The sequence below is a fragment of the Amycolatopsis sp. 505 genome (assembly GCF_031625235.1).
Classification (GTDB): domain Bacteria; phylum Actinomycetota; class Actinomycetes; order Mycobacteriales; family Pseudonocardiaceae; genus Amycolatopsis.
Map to the genome: position 1 here is coordinate 504,490 of NZ_JACKQP010000003.1, position 17,061 is coordinate 521,550.

A 17,061-nucleotide genomic window follows, 5' to 3' on the forward strand; every position below is an offset into this window, starting at 1 on the left:
GTGACTACGGTGAAGTGCCTGGTCTGGGACCTCGACAACACGTTGTGGCGGGGCACCCTGCTGGAGGACGCCGAGGTCGGCGTGGCCGAGGAGGTCCGCGCGGTGGTGCGCGAGCTGGACGCGCGCGGCATCCTGCAGTCGGTGGCCAGCCGCAACGACCACGACCACGCCTGGGAGCGGCTGGAGGCGCTCGGCCTGGCCGAGTACTTCGTGCTGCCGAAGATCGGCTGGGGCCGCAAGTCCGACTCGGTGCGCGAAATCGCCGACGAGCTGAAGTTCGCGCTCGGCACCATCGCCTTCGTCGACGACCAGCCGGTCGAACGCGCGGAGGTCGCCCACCACCTGCCCGAGGTGCGCTGCTACGACGCCACGGACGTGCTGGAGCTGCTCGGCCGGCCGGAGTTCAGCCCGGCCACCGTCACGGTCGACGCGCGGCGGCGCCGCACGATGTACCAGGCCTCCTTCCGCCGCGACGCCGCCCGCGACCGCTTCGACGGACCCGACGAGGACTTCCTGCGCTCGCTGGACCTGGAGCTCGGGATCCGGCGGGCGGGGGAGGAGGAGCTCTCCCGTGTGGAGGAACTGACCCTGCGCACCAGCCAGATGAACGCCACCGGCGTGCACTACCCGGACGCCGTGCTGCGCGGCCTGCTCTCCGACGAGCGGCACGAGGTCCTGGTGACCACGCTGACCGACCGGTTCGGCCCGCACGGCGCGGTCGGGGTGCTGCTGGTGGCCAAGGACGCCGGGGCGTGGCACCTCAAGCTGCTCGCGACCTCGTGCCGGGTGGTCTCGTTCGGCGTCGGCGCGATCGTGCTCGGCTGGCTCGCCGACCAGGCCGCGCGGGCCGGGGCGCACCTGGTCGCCGACTTCCGGCCGACCGCGCGCAACCGGATGATGGAGATCGCCTACCGGTTCGCCGGCTACACCGACGACCCCTGCGGCTGTCAGGCCGGTCTGGCGCCGGCCGACGAGGGTGTCCAGCGCCTGCACCTGGTCCCGCGGCGCACGGAACCGCCGGCCACGATGAAGGTCACCGCGCCTTCGCTGACCGGCGTGGCGGTGACGGCGTGACGCTCTACGAAATCTTCGCCGGCACCGCCGCCCGCACGCCCGACGCCGTGGCGGTCGAAATCGGCACCACGGAGCTGACCTACGCGCAGCTGCACCGGTGTGCGCTCGGGCTGGCCGGGCGGATGGTGGCCGAGCACGGCGGTCCGCCGGCCCGGGTGGCGCTGCTGGCCGCGCACAGCGTGACGACGTTCGCCGGGTACCTCGCCGCGCAACGCTTGGGCGCCGCCGTCCTGCCGCTGAACCCGGGCTATCCGGTGCGGCGCAACCGGACGGTGTGCGAGCTGGCCCGTCCGGACGTGCTGATCGCCGACGAGTCGGGCGCCCCGCAGCTGGCCGGCCTCGCGGACGCGGTCCCGGCCGCGCTGGCCCCCTCGGACGCCGACGTGCTCGCCGGGGCGGGGGAACCACCGCTGCCCGCGCACCCGGCCGACGACGACGCCGTCGCCTACCTGCTGTTCACCTCCGGCTCCACCGGGCGGCCGAAAGGCGTGCCGATCCGCCACCGCAACGTCGTGCCCTACGTCCGGCACAACGTCGAGCGCTTCGCGGTGGGCCCGGGCTGCCGGATGTCGCACACCTTCGACCTGACCTTCGACCCGTCGGTGTACGACCTGTTCGTCACCTGGGCGGGCGGTGCGACCCTGGTCGTGCCGGGCAAGGCGGAGCTGCTCAGCCCGGTCGACTACCTGGTGGACCGGGCGATCACGCACTGGTTCTCGGTCCCGTCGGTGGTTTCGGTCGGCGACGAGCTCGGCACCCTGCCCAAGGGGCGGGCGACCGGGGTCCGGCACAGCGTGTTCATCGGCGAGCCGCTCACCTACGACCAGGCCGAGAGCTGGCAGGCCGTGGCGCCCGACGCGGTGATCACGAACGTCTACGGCCCGACCGAGCTGACCGTGGCCTGCACCGAGTTCCGGCTCGGCCTCGACCCGCTGAGCTGGCCGCCGACGTCGAACGACACGGTGCCGATCGGCCCGGTCTACGACTTCCTCGACCACGTGGTGCTCGGCGACGACGGGCAGCCCGCCGAGGAGGGCGAGCTGTGCGTCCGGGGGCCGCAGCGGTTCGACGGCTACCTCGACCCGGCCGACGACGCCGGGCGCTTCCTGGCCCACGGCCCGGACGGCGCCACACCCTACGAAGGCGGCGGCCTGACCCCGGAGCACTACTACCGCACCGGGGACCGCGTCCGGTTCGAGGAAGGCGGGCTGGTGCACCTGGGCCGGCTCGACAACCAGGTGAAGGTGCGCGGCTACCGCGTCGAGCTCGGCGAGATCGAGGCCGCGCTGCGCCGCCACGAGCGGATCGGCCAGGCCGTGGTGCTCGCCCGCCCGGCCGGCGGCGAGACCGTGCTCGTCGGGTTCTACACCGGCGACGAGCAGCCGGCCGGGGAGTTGCGGCGGTGGCTGCGCAAGCACGTCCCGCTGCACATGGTGCCGCGGCGGCTGGTGCACCTGGCCGCGCTGCCGCTCAACGCCAACGGCAAGATCGACCGGCCGGCACTGCGCGAGCAGCCCGCGTTCACCGGTCTCGAGCTCGAGCCGAGCGGCCGGTGACCGCCGGGACGCGGCTGCGCGCGGCGCTGGCCGAGCTCGTGCCGCCCGCGGGCGTCGTGCGCGTGATCAGCGTCAGCAACCTGGCCAAGACGACCGCGCACGGCATCATCATGTCCGTCAGCGTCCTGTACTTCACCGGCTCGCTGGGCCTCGCCGCGGCGCAGGTCGGGCTGGCCCTGACCATCGGCGCGCTGGCCGGGATGGTCGTCGCGGTGCCCGCCGGGCACGCGGCCGACCTGCTCGGCCCGCGCAACGCCACGGTCATCGCCCTGTGCGCCCTCGGCGTCACCGCGTGCGGGTACGCGTTCGTCGGCAGCTTCGCCTGGCTCACGGTGACCGCCTGCCTGGTGCTGATGGGCGAGTCCGCGACCGACGCCTCGCGCGGCACGCTGGTGGCGGCCGTGGTCCCGCCCGAGGACCGGGTGCGGGCGTGGTCGTACTTCCGCTCCATCGCGAACATCGGCGTCTCCGCGGGCGCGGTGCTCGGCGGGATCGGCCTGTACTTCGACTCGCACACGGGGTACGTCGTGCTGCTCCTGCTCGCCGGGGTGCTGTTCGCCGTCGCCGGGCTCTGCTACCTGCGGGTGCCGAGCGTCGACCCGGTGGCCCAGCCGGCGGACGGGCCGCGCCTGCGGGTGCTGCGCGACCGGCCGTACGCGGCGTTCGCGCTGATCAACGCCGTGCTGATCATGAACGGCCCGCTGCTGACGGTCGCGCTGCCGCTGTGGATCGCCCGCCGCACGGCGGCGCCGTCGTCGCTGTTCTCCGCGCTGCTGGTGCTCAACACCGTGTGCGTCGTGCTGCTGCAGGTCCGGGTCAGCAAGGGCGCGGAGAAGCCGGACGGTGGCGCGAAGTCGTTGCGGCGCGCGGGATTCGTCCTCGCCATCACCTGCGGGCTCTACGCGTTCGCGGCCGGGCTGCCGGTGTGGGCCGCGGTGCTGGTGCTGGTCTCCGGCGCGCTGGCGCACGTGCTGGGGGAGATGCTGCACAGCGCCGGTGCCTGGTCGCTGGCCTACGGCCTGGCCCCGGACCACGCCCAGGGCCAGTACCAAGGCCTGTTCGGCATGTCGACCCAGCTCGGGTCGACCGTGGCGCCGTTCGCGGTGACCGTGCTCATCATCGGCGGCGGCGCGCCGGGCTGGCTGGCCTTCGGTGCGGTGATGCTGCTGGCCGGGCTGGCCGCGCCCGCCGTCGTCCGCTGGGCCGGCGCCACCGCCGCGGACCGGGCGGCGGTCCCTCTCGGCCCGGCCGCCCCGGCAACCGACAACTGACCGTTCTGGAGGGGATTTCCCGGTGGACTTCAGCCTGTTCTACTTCGCCAACGACAGCACCGCCGAGTCCGGTGACCGCTACGAACTGCTCCTGGAAGGCGCGAAGTTCGCCGACCGCAACGACTTCGCCGCGGTGTGGACGCCGGAACGGCACTTCCACCCCTTCGGCGGGCTCTACCCGAACCCGGCGGTGACCGGGGCCGCGGTGGCCGCGGTGACCGAGCGGGTGGCGATCCGCGCCGGCAGCGTCGTCGCGCCGCTGCACCACCCGGCCCGCATCGCCGAAGAGTGGGCGGTGGTCGACAACATCTCCGGCGGCCGGGTCGGGCTGTCGTTCGCCTCGGGGTGGCACGCGTCGGACTTCGTCCTCAACCCGGACGCCTACCCCGACCGCCGCCGGCTGGTCGTCGACTACGCCGAGCAGGTGCGCGCGCTGTGGCGCGGCGAGGAAATGTCCGGCAAGGACGGCGCCGGCACCCTCCAGCGGTTCCGCACCTACCCGCGCCCGGTGCAGGCGAACCTGCCGATCTGGCTGACCAGCGGCGGCTCGGTGGACACGTTCCGCGCGGCCGGCACGCTGGGGGCCGGCCTGCTCACCCACCTGCTCGGCCAGGACGTCGGACAGCTGGCGGAGAAGATCGCCGCCTACCGGGAGGCGGTGGCGCAGCGGCCGGACGCCGACGGCTGGCCCGGGCACGTCGTGCTGATGGTCCACACCTTCCTCGGCACCGACGAAGACCGCGTGCGCGACCAGGTCCGCCCCGCCCTGAGCGAGTACATCCGCAGCTCGCTGGGCCTGATCCTGGGTTCGCAGCTCGACGGCAAGCGCCGGGTCGACCCGGCCAAGCTGCCGCCGGAGGAGCTGGACTTCCTGGTCGAGCACTCGTTCCGGCGGTACTTCGACGACGGCGGCCTGCTCGGCACCGTGCCCAAGGCGCTCGGCATCGCGCGGCGGCTGGCGGAGACCGGCGTCGACGAGGTGGCCTGCCTGGTCGACTTCGGCCTCGACACGAAGACCGTCCTCGCCGGCTTCGACCACCTCGACGAGCTGCGGCGTCAGCTGCCGTAGCGCAGCGCGGTCACGCCCCAGCTGAACCCCATGCCGCTGCTGGCGACGAGCACCGTGTCCCCCTCGGTGAGGCGGTGCTCGTCGAGCAGGCCGCGCAGGGCGATGAACGGGTCCGACCCGCCCATGTGCCCGAGCCGGTCGTAGTTGAACACCGACCTCTCCCGCGGAATGCCGAGCGTGCCGAGCAGGCGTTCGTGCATGCCGCGGTCGCCCTGGTTCATCAGCAGGAACGCGATTTCCCCGAGCGGCAGCTCGAGTTCGCCGAGGGTTTCGGAAACGAGCTCGACAAAATTGCGGACATAGGCGTCGCCGAGCCCTTTCCGGTGCCCTCGGCGGCGCATGTAGATCCGGTCGTCGAGGATTTCCCCGCGGTAGTAGTCGGCCCAGGCGGGATCGGTCCGCATCGCGGAGTGCACGACCTCGAACCGGACGTCGTGCGCGCCGAGCAGGATGGCCGCGGGCGCGTCGCCGAAGTTGAACAGCGGTTTCGAGTCGGGGTCGGCGTGGTCGACGAGCCCGGCGAGCCGGTCACCGGACAGCACGAGGACGTGCTCGGCCCGGCCGAGGGCGATCTTGTCGGCCGCGAGCTGGACCGCGGTCATGGTGGCGTTGCAGAAGTTGGCGACCTCGAAGCAGTGCGCCCGCCGGATGTCCAGCTCCTCGGCCACCTTGGCGGCCGGCGACCAGAAGGGGACGTCCCATTCGCCGGACCCGGCGTAGAGCACGTACCCGACCTCGCCCGGCTCGACGCCGCTGCGGTCGAGCACCTCCCGGCCGGCGTCCACCGCGAGCTCCCACGCCTGTTCGTGCTCGCTGAGGACCGGAATGGTTTCGGTGTGCGTGATTTCGAGAATTTCCGGCAGCGGCACCCCCGACGCGGACTGCAGATCCGGGACCTTCAGCACGCCGCTCGGAAACCGGACGGAGAAATCGATGATGCCGGGCACCGGCAAGCCCCCTCGGTGTCGATTCGCCTCGCCGTCATCGTAACGCATTCACGCGCGTTTCCGGAATGCTCGCCGACCGGGGTCCGGGAATCGGCGGCGCGTCAGGGGAGCGGAACGCCGGTGTGCCCGGCGAGCGCGTCGAGGAGCCGGTCCTGGAACTCCCGGTCGGCGGCCGCCGGATGCCGGTCGGCGTGCCGCCGGTGGTGCCAGTAGCCGCCGCTGGTGCGGGCTTCCGGATCGTCGGAAGTCGCGAGCCAGACCTGGGTCATGGCTCCTTCGCGCAGGTCGTCGGGGGCACCCGCGCCGCCCATCCGGGTCGGGACCCAGCCGGGGTCGACGGCGTTGCTGAACACCCGCGCCCACCGGCGCGCGACGGCGGCGGCGAGCGTGGTGACCAGCAGCTTGCTGTCCGAATAGGACCCGGTCGGGCGCGCCCCGGACCAGTCGAGGCCCGCCAGCTCGGCCCGGCCGCCGCGGTGCATGCCGCTGCTCAGGTAGACCAGGCGCCCGGGCGGGCCGACGAGGGCGGTGAGCAGGTAGGGCGCGACGACGTTGACCGGAAGGATCGTGGCGCCGGTCATGACGCCGGCGTTGTGGATCACGGCGTCCACCGGCCCGAGGCGGTTCACCTGCTCGGCGACCTCCCGGGTCAGCCCGGGATCGGCGAGGTCGCCGAGGACGACGTCGGCCCCACGGGCGGCGAGGTCGTCCAGCCGCCCGGCGCCACGCCCGTGGGCGACGACGTGGTGGCCGTCGGCGAGCAGCTCTTCGGCGGTGAGGCGGCCCAGGCCCTGGGTGGCGCCGGTGACGAGGATCCGGGCCATCGGCTCAGGCGCCCGGTGCGGTGTCGGTCATGCCGTCGAGCCTATTTCGCCGGCGGCCGTCCCGGCGAGTTTCCGCGCGCGCAGGGCGATCTCGAGGGTGAGGCGTTCGGCCGGATCGGCGAGCCGGCCGCCGAAGAGGTCCGTGAGCAGGCGCAGGCGGTGGCGGACGGTCTGGGGGTGCACGCCGAGCAGGCGGGCGATCTCGGGGGCGCTGCCGCCGGTGCTGACGACCGCGAGGAGCGTGTCGGCCGCCTTGGTGCGCTGGGTGGGGGTGAGCGCGTCGAGCGGGGCGAGCGCCCGGTCGGCGAGGGTCGTGGTGAGGAAGGCGTCGGCCAGCAGCCAGTGGGTGGTCAGGTGGTCGGCCCAGTGGGTGACCGGCCGGTCGGGCAGGACGCGGTCGTGGACGAGCTGCAGGGTGCGGCGGGCCCAGTACAGGGACTTCGCCGCATCGGGCAGGGGCACGCGGGGGCCGACGGCGGCCCGCGCGCCGAAGGGGCCGGGGGTGGTGCCGTCCGGGAGCAGCAGCCGCGGTTCCGGGGCATCCAGGTCGGCGAGCGCGGGCCCGCCGGGAGCGGCCGCGCCGGGCTCCAGGGCGACGAGGACGACGTGCTCGGGCAGGGGCCACCGGGCGGCCCGGGACAGCGCCTCGAGGTCCGCGGCGCCGGTGAGGATCGCGTCGAGGAGGAGCTTGCCGCCGGGGTCACCGGCGTCGCGGGCGCGGGCGTAACCGGCGCTCGTCAACCGGGAAAGGGCTTCGACACCGGCGAAAAGCGCCTCCGCGCACGCGCAGACGACGGCGCTGGGCGGCTCGCCCAGCGCGGCCAGCGCGCGGCGGCTCCCGGCACTGCAGGCCCGGACCACGCGCTGGGCATCGTGGCCCGCGGCGAACTCGGCGGCGCCCAGCTGCCGGAACAGGTCCGCGTCGGCACCGTCCCAGCCGGCGTCGTCCCCGGTGAGCGTCCGGTGCAGGTTGACGGCCACGAACCGCCAGGCCCGGCCGTCCCGGACCGCCGGGTGCCCGGGCACGGTACGCCGGAGTTCGCCGAGGACGGCGTCGGTCATCAGCCGGGCCACCGGCCAGGTCCAGGTGGGTGCCTCGGCGGCGGCGCGGGTCATCGGTGCCGCCCGCGGCCGGGGACCGGGGTGCGGTCGCGGAACGGCGAAGCACCCGCCGCGGTCAGGAGGGCGATCAGCGGGGCGACGACCGCCACGAACCGCCAGGCCCGGGCCACCGGGCGGCCAGGCACCGCGGGCCGGAGCTCGGCATCGGTCATCAGCCGGGCCACCGCCCAGGTCCAGGCAGGTGCCTCGACGGCCGCGCGGGTCACCGGTGCCACCTGCGGCCAGGGACCGGGGTGCGGTCGCGGAACGGCGAAGCACCCGCAGCGACCCTAAGCGCAACTGCCACAACACTGTGGCACTTCCAGGGCATTTCACGCCTCCTCGAGCCGGACGCGGGTGATCATCACCGGTTCGGCCCGGACGCCGCATCGGCAAAATCCGGTATTGCCGCCGCGCGGCTACGTACGCGGTCGCCCGGTGCGGGTGGCTCGGTTAAATTGATCGAGTTCCCGACTGCGAGGTGCCCACTGACGTCCACGCCCGAGCCCGCCCTGCCGGCCGAGCTGACCAGCTACGTCGGCCGCCGGCGGGAGGGCGCGGAAGTCCGCAGGCTGCTCGGTGACGCGCGGCTCGTGACGCTGACCGGCCCGGGCGGGGTCGGCAAGACCCGGCTCGCGGTGCGGGTCGCGGCGGACGTCGCCGCCGATTTCCCCGGCGGCGTCGTGTTCGCCGGGCTCGCCGAGGTGCGCGACGGGGCACTGGTGGCGAACGTCGTCGCGGACCGGCTCGGGCTGCACGGCCGGCCGGGCCTGGCCCCGGACCGGCTGGTCGTCGACCACCTCCGGCCGCGGACGGTGCTGGTGGTGCTGGACAACTGCGAGCACGTCGTCGGCGCCTGCGCGGAGTTCACCGCCACCCTGCTGGCCGAGTGCCCGCACGTCGTCGTCCTGGCCACCAGCCGGCAGTCGCTGGCGGTACCGGGCGAGCAGGTGCTGCCGGTGCCGCCGCTGGGGGCGGCCGACGCCGTCCGGCTCTTCCGCGACCGCGCCGCCCGGATCTGGCCCGCCGCCCTGCCCGCCACCCCGGACTCCGAGCGCGTCCTGGACGAGCTGTGCGCGCGCCTCGACGGGCTGCCGCTGGCGATCGAGCTCGCCGCGGCCCGGATCCGCTCGCTGTCCCCGCGGCAGATCGCCGACCGGCTGGCCGACCGGCTCGGCCTGCTGAAGTCCGGCCTGCCCGGCGCGCCGGAGCGGCAGCAGACGCTGCGGTCCGCGATCGACTGGAGCCACGAGCTGTGCTCGCCGGCCGAGAAGGAGGTCTGGGCGCGGACGTCGGTCTTCGCCGGGTCGTTCGACCTCGACGCGGCCGCGTACGTGTGCGACGTCCCGGCGGACGAGGTGCTCGAGCTGGTCGACGGCCTGCTCGACAAGTCGGTGCTCGTCCGGCGGCAGGACGACGACGTGGTCCGGTACCGGCTGCTGGAGTCCCTGCGGGAGTACGGGCAGGAACGCCTGGAGCAGTCGGGCGAGCGCGAGCGGGTGGCGCGGCGGCACGCGGAGTGGTTCGACCGGCTGACCGCGTGCGCCGAAGCCGGGTGGGTGAGCGGCCGGCAGCAGCGCCTGCTCGCCGGCCTGACCCGCGACCACGCGAACCTGCGGGCCGCGCTGGACCGGTCACTGTCCACTTCGGACGAAGTGGGCGTCGCCCTGCGGATCGCCGCGCGCCCGTCCGAGTACTGGCTGCTGCGCGGGCTGGCCGGCGAAGCGAAGAGCTGGCTCACCCGCGCGCTCGCGCTGGCCGCGCCCGGGCACCCCGACCGCGGCCGGGCGTTGTGCGTGTGTGCGCTGTACACGCTGTGGCTGGGCGACGTCGGCGGCGCGGAGCGGCTGGTGGCCGAGGCCGAAGCCCTCGACGACGACCCCGTGCTGCACGCGCGCGTCCTGCACGTGCGCAGTTTCGTGGCGATGCTGACCAACCGGCCGGGCTCGGCGGGGCTGGCGGCCGAGACCGCCGCGGCCTTCCGCGAGCACGGGCTGGTGCGCGACGAGCTGCACCCGCTGTTCATCCACAGTGTTTCGGTGGCCTACCGGGACCGCAACCTCGAAGCCGCGCACGGCGCGCTGCGTCGCATGCGCGAGCTCACCGGCGAGGACGAGATGTTCTACCGCGCGATGTCGTTGTTCGGGGAAGCGGTCGTGGAGGTCGAGTTCGGCGACGCCGCGGCGGCGGCCCGGGCGGCCACCGAAGCGCTCCGGCTCGACGTGCGCCTCGGCGACCTGCAGGGCCGCGCCTACCGGCTCGACACGCTGGCCTGGATCGCCGACCGGGCGGGGGAGCACGCGCGGGCCGCCACGTTGTTCGGCATCGCGGCGGCGAACTGGGAGCGGATCGGCACGGCGCCCGAGTTCGCGGTCGCCATCCCGCACGGCACGCACATCGCGAACACCCGCGCCGCCCTCGGCAACGCCCGGTTCGAGAAGGCGTTCGCCGCAGGCCGCGCCATGGCCGACGACGAGGCTGACCGCTTCGCCCTGGACCTGCGGGCGCCGTCGCCGAAGCAGCCGTCGCCGCTGTCCGGTCGCGAGCGGCAGGTGGCGCAGCTCGTCGCGGAAGGGCTGACCAGCCGCGAGATCGCGGCCGCGCTGGTGATCTCGCCGCGCACGGCGGAGACGCACATCCAGCACATCCTGGCCAAACTGGGGTTCGGCAACCGGGCGCAGATCGCGGCCTGGGTGGCGCGCCAGGAGTGAGCCCGGCGTGCTGCGACGCGGTCGCCGGACGGACCGGGCCAGACGGGACTGGCCGCGTGCTCAACCCGGTATCAGGTGTCCTTCGCAAGTCTGTGGTGTTTGCTTACCGGCGCGGTCGGTTCGGACACCCGCGTTGCTGTTGGTGCCGTCCGGGCAGATCGTGTTCGCCCAGATCACATCCTTGATCGTGGCTCCCTTCAGATCGGCCCCTCGGAGGCTGGCGCCGGAGAGGTCGGCGCCGGTCAGGTCGGCGTTGCGCAAGGAAGCGCCGTTGAGGTTGGCGTTGCGCAGATCCGCATGAAGGAGTGACGGAACCGGCTGCTCGGGCTTCGGAGGATTGGCGGCCCAGGCGAAGAGTATGATCCCCGCGGCCCCGACGAGTACGCCGACCGCGATCTGCCGGCGCAGCCTGCGAAAGCGTGCGTCCAGGTCGACGGTGGCGCCGATGTCCGACAGTTCGTCCATCAGCCCGACGAGGTCCGAGAGTCCCTCGCGGTCAGGCTCCGATTCGTCGTAGATTTTCTTGATTTCCGTCGGGGAGGCGAATCCGCCCAGCGATGACAAATGGTCGTGGAGGTACCATCCGACCGGGTGTTGTGATTTGTTGCGCCGCTTCTTGTAGGCCGACGTCGAGTCGGTCTTGGTCAGTTTCCAGTCCGCCACCACGTCGTCGAAGGTCCAGCGTTTTCCGGAGAGGATGTCGACGACCCGCCACATCGCCCAGAGGATCGCGACCAGGCCGGCCACCACTCCGGCCACTGCGAGGTAGAAGCGTGACGAGTCGGCTGGAAGTGCTCCGATACTCGACAGCTGACTTCCGGCGATCAAGACGACGCCGATGCCGCCGAGGCCGGCGATGAACCACTTCGCAGCGCTTCTGATCATCTCCCGCGCCGGCGCGAGGTGCGACGAAGGCTCCGGGCCCGGTGCGGACGTCATGGCTGACGACCGACGCTCGCGTCGTCACCCGGCCGGGCGGAGTAAACCGTGGGCCGCGGCTTCACGTCGATTTTGGGCTGCCGCTTCTTCTGTTCTGGTTTTGCCCTCGTTGATGCTTTCGTCGTGGTGGTTGAGGTTGCGGTGGATTTCGTGTGGTGTTTCGCGGAGCGAAGTGATTCCCGTGCCTCGGTCAGGGCCTTGACGAGTGCTGAATTGCGCGTTCTTCTGGCGGCCGTCAGGGCTTCGTTGATCGCGACCTCGGCCGCGTCGATCTTGTCCTTGAGGGAACGGCCGCGCACCGTTGGCTTTGCGGGGGTGGTCATGGCATGTCACAGCCCTCTCGTTGCTCAGGTGTTGCGCTCTGTTTGCTGTGCGTTCATGCGAGTCGCAAGGGTGCCGCGGTGCGTTACCGTGTGTGATCAACTTGAAACACGCGGGTGGCGCGTTTCCTGGTGGTTGCGCTTGACGACCGGGTCGATGCGGCAACCAACCAGGCGAGCGCCGCGTGGCCGATGCAGCGGCCAGTGGCCGCGCACCGTGCTGATCCGCCTCCGGGCCTGCGGCGCGTTCCTGATCGGCCCCCACCGGGCCGGCACGCCGTCCCGTGCGGAGAAGGCCGAGGTGTGACCGGCTCGGGCGACGGTCTTCGCGCGGGGATGCTCTGCCCCGCGCCTCGCACGGGCGAGCCACGCCGGTCCGGCGGCACGCTCAGCGGTTGGAGCGGCGGCACCCAGCCGGTGGCCTACCTCGGCGTCCACGGCATCCGCGACGGGGTGCTGGGCATCGCCGGCGACCGGTCGCTGCGGGACCGGTTCGTCCGCGCCAACGGCTGTGCCGCGCGGAGCCCCCGAGAGCCGGCCCAGGGCAGCCGGACGCACGTGGTGACGTCGTGCGCGGGCTGCGCCGCGGGGCACCCCGGTGCATTGGGCCGCGTTCGACGAAGGGCACATCGCCGCCCCGCACGACGGGGGACCGGGGGACTGTGGTTCCCAGGCCTGGGTTCCCGCGCTGGAGTGGCAGTTCTTCACGCAGTTCTAGGGGAGGGGGTGGCGGGCCCGGCCCGCCACCCGCTTTCCGGCCGGCCTCAGTGGCGCGCGGTCCGGACGTCGTCCAGGCAGGTCGAGCTCACCGTGAGGTCGCGGTAGGGATAGCCCTCGCGGTCGAGCAGGTCCATCGCCCGCAGTTGGGCGTCGTCGTGTGCCCGCTGCGCGGCCCCGGCACCCGCGGCGACCTCGACCAGGACCCGGAAACTGAACCCGCCCAGGTGCCGGCTGTAGGTCAGCGTGCCCGTTTCGCCGAAGGACAGGCCGGAGAGGTCGTCGTCGGCGGCGTTGGCCAGCAGTTTTTCGCGGACTGCCTCGCTCGGCCGGTCGAACTTCCCCCGGACGAGCACGCGGTAGGTCGGCATGCGCGTCAGGGTACCGAAGCAGCCGCCGGGAACTAACCGATTTTCCTCCGCGCACGTGAATAGTCCTGAGTGGACAGTCGAACACTCCGATTCGGACAGACGAGACAACCGGTACAGGAAGGTACTTTCCCCTCTGTCAGAAGAAAACATAGGGGTACCCAAGTCGGGGAAACGCCATCAGCGGACGGGTTTGCGCGCTAATGTGAGATCATGAGCACGACGACGCAGACCACGATCGGTGCGGTGCGGTGAAACTCGCCGAGATCGCTCCCGAACTCCGTCCTCGAGCCGACCGGCTCCCGCGCGTGCCGCTGGAGGAAGCCGGGGTGCTGCCGCGGATCCGGGCCGCGACCGCGCAGATCCAGCCGGTCGAGGTGGCGGGCGTGGACGTCGAAAGCACGCCGGGGTGGCGGGTGCACCGCCCGCGGGCCGCGCGGCCCGGGCGCACCCTCCTGTGGATCCACGGCGGGGGGTTCGTCGTCGGCCGCGCGGCGCAGGACGACCGGCTCTGCGGGGAAACGGCGCGGGAGCTGGGCATCACGGTGGTGTCCGTGGAGTACCGGCTCGCCCCGGACGCGCCGTACCCAGCCGCGCTCGACGACTGCCACGCGGCCTGGACCTGGGCCCGCGACCAGGCCGGCGGGCCGGACGGGGTCGTCGTCGGCGGGCAGAGCGCCGGTGGCGCGCTCGCGGCCGCGCTGGTCCAGCGCCTCTGCGACCGTGGCGAGCGGCCGCACGCGCAGTGGCTGCTGTGCCCGATGCTCGACGACCGCACCGCCGCCCGCCGCGAGCTCGACGACCACAACCACCGCGGCTGGGACAACCGCCTCAACCGCTTCGGCTGGCGGTCCTACCTCGGCACCGAGCCGGGCGCCCCGGACGTGCCGTCCTACGCCGTACCGGCCCGCCGCGAAGACCTCGCCGGGCTGCCCCCGGCGTGGATCGGCGTGGGCGACATCGACCTGCTCCACGACGAGTCCGCCGCGTACGCCCGCCGGCTGCGCGAGGCGGGTGTCGACGCCACGCTGCACGTGGTGCCCGGCGCGCCCCACGGCTTCGAGGCGTGGGCGCCCGACACCGCCGTGACCCGGGACTACCTGGCCACCGCCCGAGCCTGGCTGGGTGACCGCACCCCGACCCCCTGAACCGGACATGCCGGCCCTCGGCCGAGGTGGACGCCGACCGTAGCAATCCACTGTGGACGGGCCGAACCGGCCGGCGCCCCGGGGTTGATCGGGCCGGCGGTCTCGGCGGCGAGGATGCGGCGGCGCCAGGCCCGATCACCTCCTTATGGCCCTTACCCGGCGGGCCGCGAGTTGGTTGACTCACCCACGTGAGGATCTCGGGTGTGCTGCTCACCGTCCTGCTCGCCACCGCCGGCGCCGTCGTGCCCCTCGCGCGGGCCGAGCCGGGCCCGCCGTCCTGGGCCGGGCCGCTCAGCACCCGCGGCCGTTACATCGTCGACGCGCACGGCGACCGCTTCAAGCTGAAGGCCGCCAACTGGCACGGCGCGAGCGGCACGTGGACCGGCTCCGGTGACGTGACCGATCCGGCGAACCACCACGCCGGCGAGATCGCCTACCAGACCCCGCTCGGGCTCGACCGCGCGTCGATCGACACGGTGATCGACGGGCTCGCGCAGCTCGGCCTCAACAGCGTCCGGCTGCAGTTCTCCAACGCGATGCTCCACGACACCCGGCCCGTCCCGGACCTGGCCGCCAACCCGGACCTGCACGGCCTGACCCCCCTGCAGGTCTACGACCGCGTCGTTGAACGGCTGACCGCGCGCGGGTTAGCCGTCATCCTCAACAACCACACCACGACCTCGCGCTGGTGCTGCGGGCTCGACGGCAACGAACGCTGGAACACCGCGCAGACCGAGCAGCAGTGGCAGGACGACTGGCTGTTCATGGCGCGCCGCTACGCCGCGAACAAGCGCGTCGTCGGCGCCGACCTCTACAACGAAGTCCGCCGCAACACCCTCGACGACCCCAACTGGGGCTGGGGCAACGGCACCGACTGGCAGCGCGCGAGCCAGCAGGTCGCCGACCGCATCCTCACCGAGGCCAACCGCGACCTGCTGATCTTCGTCGAAGGCATCAACTGGACCGGGCTGCCGATCGACGGCTTCCCGCACGGCCGCCCGACCCTCGAACCCGCGCGGACGCTGTCGCACACGCTCGTCGACTCGGGCAAGCTCGTCTATTCGGCGCACTTCTACGGCTACACCGGACCCCGCCACTCCGGCGCGACCGGCATCGGCGAGACGCACGACCCGCGCTACCGCGACCTCTCGCTCCAGGACCTGCGGGACACCCTGTACCGGCAGGCGTTCTTCGTCTCGGCCGACACCGGCCGGCACTACACCGCACCGCTGTGGATCAGCGAATTCGGCGAGGGCCGCAACACCACCGACCCGGCGTCGCGCGCGTTCTTCGAGAACTTCGTGAACTACCTCGCCGAGACGGACACGGACTTCGCCTACTGGCCCGCGGTCGGGTTCCAGGTCGACGGCTCCGGTGACGGCTGGGCCCTGCTCGAGTACGACTCCGCGGGGCGCCGCATCGACGTGCTCGACGGCACGGACTGGCGCGGCCCGGCGTGGCGGCGGCTGATCTCCGCGCCGTCCCGGACCGGGCCGATCCCGGCAGCGGAACAATGGCCGATGCTGAACCTCGACCACGGCGACTTCCAGGAGTCGCGCCAGGTGCGGGCGCTGCCGGACTGGAACCCGGGCGCCCGCAAGGGCGCATGCCCCGACGGCCGGCGGCTCGCGGGCCTGGCCCACACCGGCAACCGCGGCCTGTGCACCGGAGCCCTCGCGGCGCCCACTGGGTACGTCGTCGTCCGCGACGAGGCGTTCGTCGACACCGACTGGGCGTCCGGCTACACCAAGACGCAGTGCCCGCCCGACTCCGCGGTCGTCGGGTACAGCGTCCAGGGCGCGGCGTTCTCGGCGGTGTTGTGCGGCCGGTCGGCGACCCCGCTGGGCCGCACGGGCCGCACGGTGTGGTTCGACCGAGGCGACAACCGGCCCGCCGGCGATCCCGGCGGCGACTTCGCGACCGGGAACTACAAGGGCCAGTGCGCGCCGGGGGAGTACGTCGCCGGCGTCGCCTACACGGGCCGGATCGGCTCGGGCCGGACACCGGACGCGCTGTTCTGCCGGTCCTAGCTCGACCACCTGCGGCACCGCGACTCCCCGCGTCCGCTCATTGACCGCCACGCTCCGCACTCCGTAGGTTCGAGAGCGGAACGAGGAGGTGCGGGATGAGCCACCTGGTGCGGTTCGCCGGCGGAACCGGTGAGATCCGCGTCGGCCTGCTCGCCGATGAGCAGCTGCGGCTGCTCGCGGTGGCGTCGATGAGTGACCTGCTGCGCCGCCCCGTGGCGGAGATCCGCGAGCTGGCCGAGGCCGCGGGGGAGCCGGTGCCCGCGGCCGGGGTGCGCCTGCTGCCGCCGCTGGACGGGCGGATGGAGGTGTGGGCCGCCGGCGTGACCTACCTGCGGTCCGAGGAGGCCCGCCGCGAGGAGAGCGCCGACGAGGACGTCTACGCCCGCGTGTACCGCGCGAAGCGGCCGGAGTTGTTCTTCAAGTCGGCCGCGTGGCGGGTGGTCACCGACGGCGAGCCGATCGCCGTCCGCGCCGACTCCGCCAGCAACGTGCCCGAGCCGGAACTCGGCCTGCTGCTGACGAGCGGCGGCGAGACCGCCGGGTACCTGGTGGTCGACGACGTCAGCTCCCGCAGCATCGAAGGCGAGAACCCGCTGTACCTCCCGCAGGCCAAGATCTACACCGGTTCGTGCGCGGTGTCGGCGCGGGTCCGGCCGGTGTGGGAGGTGCCCGACCCGCTGTCCCTCGACCTCCGCATGCGCATCCTGCGCGACGGCCGCGAGGTGTTCGCCGGTGAAGCCAATACCTCGCAGCTGAACCGCGAACCGGCCGAACTGGTCGAGTACCTGTGGCGCGACAACGACTTCCCCGACGGCGCGGTGCTCTCGACGGGCACGTCCGTGGTGCCGGGCCTCGACCTCGGGCTGCGCCCGGACGACGTCGTCGAGATCGAGATCGGCGAGGTCGGATCGCTGCGTTCGCCCGTGGTGCTGGGCGCGGACGAGGTGCGCCGCGTGCTCGCGGCCACCAGGTGAGCCGGACGACGG

General features: G+C 73.2%; 15 protein-coding genes. 8 read left to right on the forward strand and 7 right to left on the reverse strand.

The annotated features are described in order from the left end of the window. The first annotated feature begins 9 nt into the window (after positions 1 to 9). From H5965_RS13835 to H5965_RS13850, 4 genes are read left to right on the forward strand one after another with little or no spacing between them, the layout of a single operon-like run. Positions 10 to 1,074: an HAD-IIIC family phosphatase gene (locus tag H5965_RS13835; RefSeq protein ID WP_310970590.1), complete on the forward strand. Its 1,065-nt coding sequence runs from the start codon at positions 10 to 12 to the stop codon at positions 1,072 to 1,074. Then, complete coding sequence (locus tag H5965_RS13840; protein ID WP_310970073.1) at positions 1,071 to 2,630, forward strand: amino acid adenylation domain-containing protein; 1,560 nt, start codon at positions 1,071 to 1,073, stop codon at positions 2,628 to 2,630. Before H5965_RS13835 ends, H5965_RS13840 begins: the two co-directional genes overlap by 4 nt. After that, positions 2,627 to 3,901, forward strand: a complete 1,275-nt coding sequence (locus tag H5965_RS13845) for an MFS transporter (RefSeq protein ID WP_310970074.1) — start codon at positions 2,627 to 2,629, stop codon at positions 3,899 to 3,901. The genes H5965_RS13840 and H5965_RS13845 overlap by 4 nt, the downstream gene beginning before the upstream one ends. 22 nt (positions 3,902 to 3,923) lie before the next feature. After that, positions 3,924 to 4,970: a MupA/Atu3671 family FMN-dependent luciferase-like monooxygenase gene (locus tag H5965_RS13850; protein WP_310970075.1), complete on the forward strand. Its 1,047-nt coding sequence runs from the start codon at positions 3,924 to 3,926 to the stop codon at positions 4,968 to 4,970. Here H5965_RS13850 and H5965_RS13855 read toward each other — a convergent pair. The 4 genes from H5965_RS13855 to H5965_RS13870 form a co-directional block, all read right to left on the reverse strand. After that, on the reverse strand, positions 4,958 to 5,917 hold the full coding sequence (locus tag H5965_RS13855) for a 3-oxoacyl-[acyl-carrier-protein] synthase III C-terminal domain-containing protein (protein WP_310970076.1): 960 nt from the start codon (positions 5,915 to 5,917) through the stop codon (positions 4,958 to 4,960). The genes H5965_RS13850 and H5965_RS13855 overlap by 13 nt on opposite strands. 101 nt (positions 5,918 to 6,018) lie before the next feature. Continuing rightward, positions 6,019 to 6,741, reverse strand: coding sequence for an SDR family NAD(P)-dependent oxidoreductase (locus H5965_RS13860; RefSeq protein ID WP_310970077.1), 723 nt, complete (start codon positions 6,739 to 6,741; stop codon positions 6,019 to 6,021). A 27-nt stretch (positions 6,742 to 6,768) separates the two neighbouring features. Then, the gene (locus tag H5965_RS13865) at positions 6,769 to 7,857 is read right to left on the reverse strand and encodes a helix-turn-helix domain-containing protein (protein ID WP_310970078.1); all 1,089 of its coding nucleotides are present in this window, start codon (positions 7,855 to 7,857) and stop codon (positions 6,769 to 6,771) included. Beyond that, positions 7,854 to 8,069, reverse strand: a complete 216-nt coding sequence (locus H5965_RS13870) for a hypothetical protein (protein WP_310970079.1) — start codon at positions 8,067 to 8,069, stop codon at positions 7,854 to 7,856. Before H5965_RS13870 ends, H5965_RS13865 begins: the two co-directional genes overlap by 4 nt. Positions 8,070 to 8,300: 231 nt before the next feature. On the opposite strand from H5965_RS13870, the gene H5965_RS13875 reads away from it, so the two are divergent. After that, the gene (locus tag H5965_RS13875; RefSeq protein WP_310970080.1) at positions 8,301 to 10,553 is read left to right on the forward strand and encodes a LuxR C-terminal-related transcriptional regulator; all 2,253 of its coding nucleotides are present in this window, start codon (positions 8,301 to 8,303) and stop codon (positions 10,551 to 10,553) included. A gap of 60 nt (positions 10,554 to 10,613) precedes the next feature. Here the strand turns inward: H5965_RS13875 and H5965_RS13880 are convergent, their stop codons facing one another. The 3 genes from H5965_RS13880 to H5965_RS13890 form a co-directional block, all read right to left on the reverse strand. Continuing rightward, complete coding sequence (locus H5965_RS13880; RefSeq protein WP_310970081.1) at positions 10,614 to 11,492, reverse strand: pentapeptide repeat-containing protein; 879 nt, start codon at positions 11,490 to 11,492, stop codon at positions 10,614 to 10,616. Then, entirely contained in the window at positions 11,489 to 11,815 is a 327-nt protein-coding gene (locus H5965_RS13885) for a hypothetical protein (protein ID WP_310970082.1), read from the reverse strand. The genes H5965_RS13880 and H5965_RS13885 overlap by 4 nt, the downstream gene beginning before the upstream one ends. A 761-nt stretch (positions 11,816 to 12,576) precedes the next feature. Then, on the reverse strand, positions 12,577 to 12,900 hold the full coding sequence (locus H5965_RS13890) for a DUF6204 family protein (RefSeq protein WP_310970083.1): 324 nt from the start codon (positions 12,898 to 12,900) through the stop codon (positions 12,577 to 12,579). A 248-nt stretch (positions 12,901 to 13,148) separates the two neighbouring features. On the opposite strand from H5965_RS13890, the gene H5965_RS13895 reads away from it, so the two are divergent. The 3 genes from H5965_RS13895 (at position 13,149) to H5965_RS13905 (ending at position 17,049) form a co-directional block, all read left to right on the forward strand. Further along, positions 13,149 to 14,045, forward strand: coding sequence for an alpha/beta hydrolase (locus H5965_RS13895; protein WP_310970084.1), 897 nt, complete (start codon positions 13,149 to 13,151; stop codon positions 14,043 to 14,045). A 188-nt stretch (positions 14,046 to 14,233) separates the two neighbouring features. Then, the gene (locus H5965_RS13900) at positions 14,234 to 16,075 is read left to right on the forward strand and encodes a glycoside hydrolase family 5 protein (RefSeq protein WP_396136901.1); all 1,842 of its coding nucleotides are present in this window, start codon (positions 14,234 to 14,236) and stop codon (positions 16,073 to 16,075) included. Positions 16,076 to 16,170: 95 nt separating this feature from the next. Further along, complete coding sequence (locus H5965_RS13905) at positions 16,171 to 17,049, forward strand: fumarylacetoacetate hydrolase family protein (RefSeq protein WP_310970085.1); 879 nt, start codon at positions 16,171 to 16,173, stop codon at positions 17,047 to 17,049. Positions 17,050 to 17,061: the final 12 nt, after the last annotated feature.